The 9,654-nt window shown below is 68.9% G+C and carries 6 protein-coding genes, 1 tRNA gene and 1 pseudogene; 7 read left to right on the top strand and 1 reads right to left on the bottom strand.

The genetic code is table 11. The features are described 5' to 3' along the window. Positions 1-992 (bottom strand): host attachment protein (locus VAE53_RS08850; protein WP_322819014.1); only part of this gene is annotated, 992 nt, incomplete at its 3' end. 109 nt (positions 993-1,101) lie between these two features. Here VAE53_RS08850 and VAE53_RS08845 point away from each other — a divergent pair. The 7 genes and pseudogenes from VAE53_RS08845 to VAE53_RS08815 all read left to right on the top strand — a co-directional run. Next, on the top strand, positions 1,102-2,373 hold the full coding sequence (locus VAE53_RS08845; protein ID WP_322819013.1) for a glutamate-5-semialdehyde dehydrogenase: 1,272 nt from the start codon (positions 1,102-1,104) through the stop codon (positions 2,371-2,373). Further along, positions 2,370-2,687, top strand: a complete 318-nt coding sequence (locus VAE53_RS08840; RefSeq protein ID WP_322819012.1) for a hypothetical protein — start codon at positions 2,370-2,372, stop codon at positions 2,685-2,687. The genes VAE53_RS08845 and VAE53_RS08840 overlap by 4 nt, the downstream gene beginning before the upstream one ends. An 89-nt stretch (positions 2,688-2,776) precedes the next feature. Beyond that, positions 2,777-2,864: transfer RNA gene (locus VAE53_RS08835), tRNA-Ser, on the top strand. A gap of 183 nt (positions 2,865-3,047) precedes the next feature. Beyond that, on the top strand, positions 3,048-4,214 hold the full coding sequence (gene cas7u / locus VAE53_RS08830) for a type I-U CRISPR-associated RAMP protein Csb1/Cas7u (protein ID WP_322819011.1): 1,167 nt from the start codon (positions 3,048-3,050) through the stop codon (positions 4,212-4,214). Between the two features lie 2 nt (positions 4,215-4,216). Next, the gene (gene csb2 / locus VAE53_RS08825) at positions 4,217-5,689 is read left to right on the top strand and encodes a type I-U CRISPR-associated protein Csb2 (protein ID WP_322819010.1); all 1,473 of its coding nucleotides are present in this window, start codon (positions 4,217-4,219) and stop codon (positions 5,687-5,689) included. Next, entirely contained in the window at positions 5,682-8,684 is a 3,003-nt protein-coding gene (gene cas3u, locus VAE53_RS08820) for a type I-U CRISPR-associated helicase/endonuclease Cas3 (protein ID WP_322819009.1), read from the top strand. Before csb2 ends, cas3u begins: the two co-directional genes overlap by 8 nt. A 5-nt stretch (positions 8,685-8,689) precedes the next feature. Then, positions 8,690-9,654: pseudogene (locus tag VAE53_RS08815) on the top strand (hypothetical protein); the annotation flags it as partial.

Here is a 9,654-nt window from a genome sequence, read left to right as displayed (position 1 = left end):
GCGGCGAGCCTGGCGAGTTCGTCCTTCCGTTCGGCGGGCTCGTAGGCGTCGTCGATCACGACGGTATCGGCGGCGCCGGCCTGAAGCGCTTGTTTCGTCCGCTCGTAACCGGCGACGCCGAGGTCACCCTCTTCGACTTCGCCGACGAGGATATCGGCGGTGGCCTGGGATTCGTCGTCTTCGACCTGGAGGAGGAATCGTTCGACGGTTCGCCGGACCTGTTCGAGTCCGGCACGGATGTCGATGTGGAACTCCCCCTCGGTGACGCGGCGGGTGAGGGATTCGGGGAGCGCTTCGCGGAGGAGGTGAAGGGCGGTTTCGTCGCCGGCGATGACGAGGCGCGTGGCGTGTTCCTGTTCGCAGAGCTGTTCGATGAGCCGGGCGGCTTCTTCGGCGAATTCGCGGCGGTGGTGCTCGACGTGGCGGCGGAAGCGGTGCTCGTTCATGCCGCTGGTGGAGCGCATCTGGTAGTCGTAGGGGTCTTCGTCCTTCCCGGGTACTTCGCTGGCCCGCTCGCCACGGACGACGAAGAGGCGGAGGGTGTTGGTATCGGCGACGGCGACGACGGCGGTCTCGTATTCGTCGAGCAGACGGGAGAGTTGGTAGAGCCGGGGGTAGCGGTCGTAGACGATTTGGTTTTCGAACGGTGCCGGGGCGGTAACGAGTTCGAAGAGGCCGGCAGCCGAGCACGAGAAGAGGGCGATGCCCATAGCGGCGGGGTCGACCTCGGCGAGGGCGGCGTGGACTTTGGCGGTATCGGCGAGGAAGGATTCGAGGGCGGGTCCGCGGACGCCGAGGCTGGCCTGGATTTGGCGGAGGCGGTCTTCGAGGACGACCTCGCCGCTCCGGAGGGCGGGACGTTCGCCGGTGGCCTGGGGCCGCCAGTCGAGGTAGACGCTGAGGATTCCGATGCCTGCCGGGGGCTCCCAGCGGGCGATGCGGCGGATGGCGGCGGCAACGTGCGTCGGGGACGATGGGGTTTCGGGGGTCATGTCTCCAGTGTACGCGCTGGGAGGCGGGGCGGGTCGTGACGAATGGCGCGAAGATGGTAGCCGAAGGGCTGGCGCTCTTGGATGGCGGCGGGCTGGTACACTTTCGGCCATGACTTCGACGGTTTCGCTTTTGCGGGAACGGGCGCTGGCGGCGCGGCAGGCGGCGCGGAAGCTCGCGCGGCTTTCGACGGCGGAGAAGAACGCGGCGCTCGAACGGATCGCTGCGCTGCTCGAACAGGAGCAGGAGGCGGTATTGGCGGCGAACGCGCGCGACCTGGAGGCGGCGCGGGCGGCCGGGCTCGAGGATGCCTTCGTGGAGCGGCTGACGCTCTCCCCGGCGCGGCTGCAAGGGATCGCGAACGATACGCGGAGCGTCATGCAGCTTCCGGACCCGGTGGGGGAGGTGTTCGATTCGCGGACGCTGCCGAACGGCTTGCTGATCGGGCGACGGCGGGTGCCGCTCGGGGTGGTGGCGTGCATCTACGAGTCGCGGCCGAACGTGACGGTGGACATCGCTGCGCTGGCGTTGAAGAGTGGGAACGCGGCGATTCTGCGGGGCGGGAAGGAGGCGCGTCACAGCAACGCGGCGCTCGGGGAGCTGGTGCAACGGGCGTTGGCGGGGACGTCGGTGCCGGCGGATGCGGTGCAGGTGATCAGCGACCCGGACCGGGCGCAGGTGGACGAGCTGTTGGAGATGAACGATCTGGTGGACGTGATCGTGCCGCGGGGAGGGGCTCAGCTCATCGACTACGTGCGCCGGAAGGCGACGATGCCGGTGATCGCCCACGGCGACGCGGTGGTCCAGATCTATGTGGATGAGTTCGCGGACCTCGACCTGGCGGAGAAGGTGGTGGATAACGCGAAGACGCGGCGCTACAGCATCTGCAATGCGGTGGACACGCTGCTGGTGCATCGTGCGGTTGCGGAGGCGTTTTTGCGGCGCATGGCGGCGCGCTGGGGCGGGAAGGTAACGTTCGTTGCGGATGAGCGGGCGTACCCGGTGTTGGAGGCGGCGGGTGCACCGGTGGAGCGGGCGACGGAGGCGACCTGGCGGACGGAGCACCTGGCGCTGCGCGTCGGGGTGCGGGTGGTGGATGCGATGGAGGAGGCGACGGAGCACATCGAGCGGTACGGCAGCCACCACAGCGATGCGATCTTGACGGAGAATTACAGCCGAGCGATGGAGTTCCTGGACGTGGTGGACTCGGCGGCGGTGTACGTGAACGCGAGTACGCAATTCACGGACGGGGCGCAGTTCGGCCTCGGGGCCGAGGTGGGGATTTCGACGCAGAAGATGCACGCACGGGGGCCGATGGGCCTTCGGGAGCTGACGAGCTACAAGTGGACGATCATCGGGAGAGGGCAGGTGAGACCGCTGTGATTACGTTCGAACGCGAGTGCCGAACGCCGCACTCGGAGTCGTACACGATTTTCGAGGATGGCAGCATCGTGGGGCGGGTGGATCTGCACTATCAGGGCACGAACGTCTACGCGACGCTCTGCACGACGGCCGATGCGAACGAAGAGCGCATCCAGCAGTTGATCGATGCGACGGACGAGCAGCTGGTGATGACGGCGGACCCGTACCGGGAGGATTTCGTGGTGACGGTCTGGCGTGGCTCGCCGGCGGGGGTGTACAGCGATAACGAGCTGGACGACGAGGAAGAGGACGACGACACGTTCCGCTTGAATTGAGCGCGGCGGGGCGGTCCGATGGGCGGGTGGAGGCAAGGGCCGGGGTGGGCGGATGCCGGCAACCGGGGGATGCTGGTACACTCGGCGGCGGAGAGGTGTCCGAGTGGTTTATGGTGCCGCTCTCGAAAAGCGGTGTGGGGCAACCCACCGGGAGTTCGAATCTCCCCCTCTCCGCCAGGCAAGCATCGATGTGACGGCCCGGTGAACCCGGGTCGTTTTTTGTGCTTCGACGTGGGGTGTTGGGCGACAGGAGATGTCGCTTTCGAAGGTCAAGCTGAAGGTAATGCTCGAGGTGCGCGACTAGGATATTGCGACCGGTCGCCCGTCAGGGCTGGATTCACGGCAGGAGGGTTCAGGCTCATGGTCGATATCGCTTCTCTCTACGAACGGCTGGCGCGGGCGGTGATGCTCGAGAGCGATGACGCTGCCATCCGGGTGCGCGCCGAATACGAACCGCAGGCCGGGCCAGCGGCGAAGGTATTTCCGCCGACGTATCTCGAGAGGGAGGGCACGAAGTACCACTTCGAGAGGCGGTGGCGGCAGGATGGCAGCGCTGCCGAGGTGGTCGTGCTCGACTCGTATCAGTCGCAGGCGAACCGGTGCGAGGCTGCGCTGGCGCGGGTCGCGAGCGAGCTCGGCCTGCCGCGGCTGCTCCTGCGCTATGCGGTGAACGGGATGCTCGTCGAGATTTCGAGTCTGGAGGCACCGCACCGGAGCCGCGACGCCTATTTCCTTGACAGCACGGTGAACGGGGCGCGGTTCGACCAGACGGAGGTAGGGAAGGCGCTGGATTCGACGACGTTGGCCGACCTTTCGGCCTATCTGCGCTATGCCCCGACGGATCTGGTGTACGGCGTCTGGGATTCGCACCGGGGCAAACGCATCGCGTTGAAGTTTGCGCGGGCGTACACCTCGGAGATGCTGGGCTGGGAACCGGAGCGTGGAAAACGTGCGGCGACGAAAGGCGACCCGCTCAATTTACCCGGCGCAGAGGAGGTCGATACCCGCGACTGGCGCGCCGCTGGGACCTCGGTAAAGAGCGGGAAAGCAAAGTCGAAGCTGAGCGACCTCGGGCACGGGATGGTGCCGGGCGAACCAGACCCCACCATCGGCGGGGTTTCGGTGCGGAGCATTACGCGGCTGGGCGTGCTTTCGCTGACAGGTCTGGCCCGGCACGAGTTCGGGGGCGACGAGCAGAAGGCCCGTGCGGGTCGAGCGGCACTGGCGGCACTGGGGCTGCTGGGCGACCGGCTGGCCTTCGGCTTGGCAGGCATTCACCTGCGCTCGGGTTGCGATCTGGTGTTGAAGCAGGACGCGATGGAGTGGGTGAGCCGCGGCGGGCGAACGGAGCCGCTGGAACTGGCGGAGGACGAGGCGCGGCGGCTGCTGGCGCACGCGCGGGAGCGCCTGGAGGCAGCGGGGGTGGCGTGGTCGCCGGAGCCGGTGGTGATGGAGCCATCGCCTGCGCTGGCACGGGCGATCGAGGGCGTCCTGACCGCTCGCGGTGTCGGCCCAGTCGAGGACTAACCATGCTGGCGATACGCTGTCGCTTGCTGCGCGACACCTTCGAAGGGGCTCAACCCGACGATCCGGGCGAGCCGGAGTGGCCGCCCTCCTGGATGCGGTTGTTCTCGGCGTTGGTGGCCGTAGCGGACCACGATTCGGACGCGGAGTGCGCGCTCCTCGCGCGGCTGGAAGCGCTACCGGCGCCCGTGATCGGGGCGAATCCGCTCGCGGCCTGGATGGACCCGGAGATGGGGGTGCGGCGCTCGGCGTGGGTGCCGCTCAACGCGCTCGCGGACTCGGGATCGGCGAGCCTGGTCGCTCGGAAGAACGATCAGCGTTCCTGGGCGCGCTTCGTCCCAAGGGCGCCGGAGGTGGTGTACGGCTGGCACGGCGACCCGCTCGCGCCGGACGAGCGTGCGCTGCTCGACAAGATGTGTCGGCGGGTGCCGTACGTGGGGCGCTCGACGTCGCCGGTGACGCTGGAGGTGCTGGAGGAGTGGCCGGAGCAGCTGCCATCGATGGAGCCGCGCTCGGCGGACGGTTCCGAGGCGGCCAACGGGGGAGAGGTTCACATCGTGCGGGTGCCCTTTCCGGGGTCGTTGAACGCCCTCCGTGATGTTCATGAGCGGAAGATGCGCGGCGAGCCGGGGGATCCGTGGACGATCGGGAAGTACGTGGAATATGGCGTCGCCGCCGCTGCGGATGGGGAGGAGGAGGTGGTGGCGGGGCCCTACCGCGATTTGGTGGTGCTGGGCCTGGAAGGCCCGCAGCGGGATGGACGCCACGCGGTGGAGTTCAGCGACCTTTTGCGGAAGGCCGTGATGGCACGGATGACGCGAGAGATCCCTGCGGTCCATGGCCACGGCCCGCGGGGAACGGTGCAGTGCGCATTCCTGGCGCTGCCGTTCGTCGGCCATCGCCACAGCGATGGCCACATCGTGGGCCTCGCGATTGCCATTCCCGAGCTGCCGCGGGAGGACTTGGTGGAGCTGTCGACGGCCATCGGGACTGTGGTGGGGAGTGGGCTGGGATCGCGGTCGCTGGGGCAGTTTCAGCTGCGGCGGTTCACCGGCACCGAGCTTCGACGGGCCCCGTTGGCGCTCCAGCCGTGGCGGTGGCGCCGTGAATCGACGGCATGGGTCACGGTGTACCCGGCCGTGCTCGATCGATATCTCAAGCGGGAGGACGAGCTGGAGGATGTGGTCCGCACGTCGATTCGAAACTCTGGTTACCCGGAACCGATCGCGGTGAGGGCATCGTTGCGTCCGTTTTCGAGTGTCGTCCCCGGGGCGCTCGATCTGCAGCCGTATGAAACGACGCGTCCTGGTCACCGGGAGGGGTTTCGGCCGTACCGACACCTGCTGATTCGGTTCGCTCGGCCCGTTCGGGGTCCGGTGGTGATCGGTTCGATGCGGCACTACGGCCTGGGGCTCTGTCTTCCGCTGGTGACGCAAACGGTGACGGAACGGCCTACGGGGGTGGGCGACCGTGAGTAACGCGCTGGAATTCGAGCGGTTCTTCGCGGAGGTCAAGGGGGTGGAGCCGTTTCCGTGGCAGGTCCGGCTGGCGGAGATGCTCGGATCGGGGGAAATCCCCGACCGGATCGATGTCCCGACCGGTCTGGGCAAGACGGCGGTCATCGTCCCGTGGGTCTATGCGCTGGCGGAAGAGCTGGAGCGCGACACGGGGCGGGGTCGCTCGCTGCCGCTCCGCCTGTTCTACGTCGTCGACCGGCGGCTGATCGTGGACAGTACGTACGATTTCGCGGCGAGGCTGGCGGACCAACTGAGCGCCGCGGAAGGTGGCGGAAGCGTGAGCGGGCGGGTTGCCCGGGCCCTGCGCCGGTTCGCTGGCGAGGGGGCAGTCCCGCTCGAAGTGGTCAGGATGCGTGGCGGCACGACGTGGGACTGGAGGTGGGTCAGCCGGCCGCATCAGCCGGCGATCGTGGTGTGCACGGTCGACCAGTTCGGTTCGCGACTGCTATTCCGCGGGTACGGCGTGAGGCCGCGCATCCTGCCGATGAACGCTGCGCTCTGCGGTTCGGACGGGTGGTTGGTGATCGACGAGGCCCACATCGCGGAGCCGCTCCGGAGGACGGTGGAGGCGGTGACGGGGCTGCAAGCGTCGAGCGCCATGCCGCTTCCGCGGCTGCGGGTGACGCTGATGAGCGCGACGCAACGCTCCGGGGTCGCTGGTGGGAAGGTCCTGAAGGCCGATGCCTCGACGGAAGCGGTGGGTGATTCTCCGGCGGCGCGGGTGGCACGGAGGCGGCTATCGGTGGAGAAACCCGCCGAGCTGACCCAGCTAGAGGTCAAGAAACGGGGGGCTGGGCTGTTCCGTGAGCTCGGGGAGAACCTCGGGAAGGCCGCGGTGAAAGCGTTCGCGACGAGGGCGGGGCGGTTCGCGGTGCTCTGTAACACAGTGCAGGCCGCGCGGGCGGCGTTCGAAACGGTGGAAAAGGGGGGGTCGGAGGGGACGGAGGGCGGCCCGCTCCTGTTGACCGGTCGGGTCCGCGAGTTCGAACGGAATCGGATCGCGGGAGTGGCTGTGGCGCGCTTCGGGACGGAGGCCAGAGCCACGACGGCGGCAGTCACTACCGAGATTCTGGTTGCGACGCAGACGGTCGAAGTGGGGGCGGATTTGGACTTCGATGCGATCGTTACGGAGTGCGCGCCGCTGACGTCGCTGGTGCAGCGGTTCGGGCGCGTGCATCGGTTGGGGGAGGAATATCCCTCGTCTTCGCTAGTGGTGTATTGCCCGCAGGCTCACGAGCAAGACCCGATCTACGGCGGAGCTACGAGCGCGACCTGGAGGCTTCTGGAGCAGGTGGCTGAGAACGGCCAGGTCGATTTTTCGCGGGAAGGGGTGGATGAGCTGCGGGCGCTGGCCGAGCCGGAGGTCGATCCGGCGGCGCCGGACGTTCCGGTGCTCCTCGGCGCGCACGTGGAGCGGTGGGCGCGGACGTCGCCGGCGCCGCTGGCGGACCAGCCGGTGGATCCGTTCCTGCACGGGTTTCAGCAGGGTGGTTCGCCGATGGTGTCGGTCGCCTGGCGGGCGATTCCGCCCGAGGCCGACTCGGCGGAGGCGTGGATGCGATGGCTGGACATGACCCCGCTCAGCGAATGGGAGACGGTGGCCGTTCCACTCGGTGAGCTGCGGGCATTCCTCCAGGGGAGGGCGCCGGCTTCGGTGAGCAGCGACGTGGAGCTCGGCTACGAGGAGGCGACCGACCAGCGAAGCGAGGCGGTCCGTTCGGTGCGAGCGGCGCTCCTCGGCGAGGGGGATGAGCCGCTTCGGCTCGTGACCTCGGCGGACGAGGTGCGCCCGAACGCGACGGTGATCATCGCTTCCTCGGAGGGCGGGTACGACCGCTGGGGATGGACGGGGCGGAGGGAGGAGCAGCCACTCCCCGTGCCGGACGTGGCCGACCTGGCGCCTTCGCGTCGCCGGAGGTCGGTGCGGGTGGCGCCTTCGATCGTGGCCTCCCATGCGCCCGAGGCGCGGGAGGAGATCGACGAGGCCTGGGCCGAGTTTTCGGCGGAGGATTTCCAGGAGACGCTGCCGCGGGTGGTGGAACGGTTCGCGGAGCTCGTCGGCGGGCCGCTCGGCGAGCTCTACCGAGAGGCAGCCGCTGGCCTGAGCGAGAACACCTGGCAGGCGCTCCCGCCCGAGCGGGACGACGACGGCCGCTGGACGGTCGCGGAGAACGGCCGGCCGGTGGTGCGCTTGGTGGAGCGGGCGGCGGGTACCGATGTGGCCGCGGATCAATCGGACGAGGACGAGATTTCGACCTCGCTGACCGGTGGGCGGCGGGCGACGTTGGCGGAGCACGGGGAGCGCGTTGGCGCGCTGGCGCGGGAGTTCGCGGAGCGGCTGGGCCTTGCGCCGGAGCTTGCCCGCGCGGTGGAGCTCGCCGGCCGGTGGCACGACCTGGGGAAAGCGGATCCGCGTTTCCAGGCTTCGCTCTACGGCGGCGACCCGCTGGCTGCGGCGGTGGGTGAGCTGTTGGCGAAATCGGGGCTGGACCCCCGCGACCCGGCCGCTCGCCAGGCCCACCGCCTGAGTGGGTTGGTGTGGCGGTTCCGCCACGAGGCGGTATCCGGGAGGCTGGTGAGGCGGCTGGCGGCATTGCGGCCGGACCTCTTCGCTGGCGTCGATGTGGAGCTGGTGCACCACTTGGTGGTGGCACACCACGGGTATGGCCGGCCGCTGCTTCCGTCGATCGTGGATGCGGGTGCCCCTCCCGTCGCCGTGACGGTCGAGGGAACGGCGGTGGAGGCGCCGCCGGCGCCGCTCCAGGTGGATTGGGAGCACCCGGCGATTTTCGAACGTCTGAACGACCGCTACGGCTGGTGGGGGCTTGCGATGCTCGAGACGATCGTGCGGCTTGCCGACATGCTGGATTCGGAATCGCTTTCCGGAGCGGCGGCCAACGGACGGGCGGGGGACGAGCGAGGCGCAGCCGAAGCGCCGGTCGGGGAAGCGAGGTGAGCGCAGTGAATCGATTGGAAGCGCCCGCGTTGCGGGGCAACACGGCGCTGGGGTTTCTGGCGGCGGTCGGGGTGGTGGCGCTCTCCGAACAGGAGTGCATCGCGCCGGTTCGGCTGGCCTGGGAGGGCGGAATCGTGCCGCAGGCGGTGTTCGTAACGGAGGCGTATGCGACGTTGGAGGAGCTCGCCGGGGATCTGCGCAAGGTGGCGGACGAGCTCGCGGCGAACGGCCAGGCGATACCGGGAGTGCCGCCGCACTTTCCGTACAAGGAGCGGCACCCGCGAGACACAGCCACGGGGGTTGACCCGATGCGGATGTCGCGGGCGGCAGCGACCGCGACCTGCGAGGATGCGGCGGCGGCCTGGGCCCGGGGCGAACGATGGTTCGGCCGCTGGCTCGTGGCGCTGATGGCGCTGCATGCGGTCGACTCCAAGAAGGCCGATGCGAAGAAGGGAAATCCGAGCGGGGAGGGGGCGGAGCAGTTGGAGCCCGCGCAGGGGGCCATCAGGCTGACGCCGTTCAATGTCGGGTTCGGGCAGATGAAGTTCCGCGGTTCGTTCTTCGATAAGACGCTCGAGGAGCTGAGGAAGATCCCGAACGCCCCTTTGGATGCCTTCACGGGCTGGCAGCGGGTCGAGGAATTCACCGGCGGGAAGCTGGAGCACGGGGCGCTCCGCGGGGCGACCGTGGCCACCGATGGCAAGCCACGTAACGTGGCGGCGCCATCGCCGACCTGGTTGGCGAATATGGCGATCCGGATGTTCCCGCTCGCCGACGATGGGTTCGAGGTGCGGGCGGCAGGGTGGCAGCGGGCCTTGGTGGACCCTGCCGCCACACGGCGATCGTTGGTGTGGCCGGTCTGGCGGGATGCGTTGACGGCGCCGGCGATCCGGGTGCTCATCGACCACCCAGCGCTGCGGATCGAGGAGCGGCCGGGGCGGCTGGTGCTCCCGGAAGCGCGCACCTTGGC

It is taken from the genome of Tepidiforma sp., from assembly GCF_034432735.1.
Classification (GTDB): Bacteria; Chloroflexota; Dehalococcoidia; order Tepidiformales; family Tepidiformaceae; genus Tepidiforma.
This window is presented reverse-complemented; position numbering and strand designations above follow the sequence as displayed.

What these genes read in the sequence shown, in the direction of transcription:
- VAE53_RS08845 (WP_322819013.1), top strand. Translation starts at nt 1,102, where the DNA reads ATGACTTCGACGGTTTCGCTTTTGCGGGAACGGGCGCTGGCGGCGCGG.
- cas7u (WP_322819011.1), top strand. Translation starts at nt 3,048, where the DNA reads ATGGTCGATATCGCTTCTCTCTACGAACGGCTGGCGCGGGCGGTGATG.
- csb2 (WP_322819010.1), top strand. Translation starts at nt 4,217, where the DNA reads ATGCTGGCGATACGCTGTCGCTTGCTGCGCGACACCTTCGAAGGGGCT.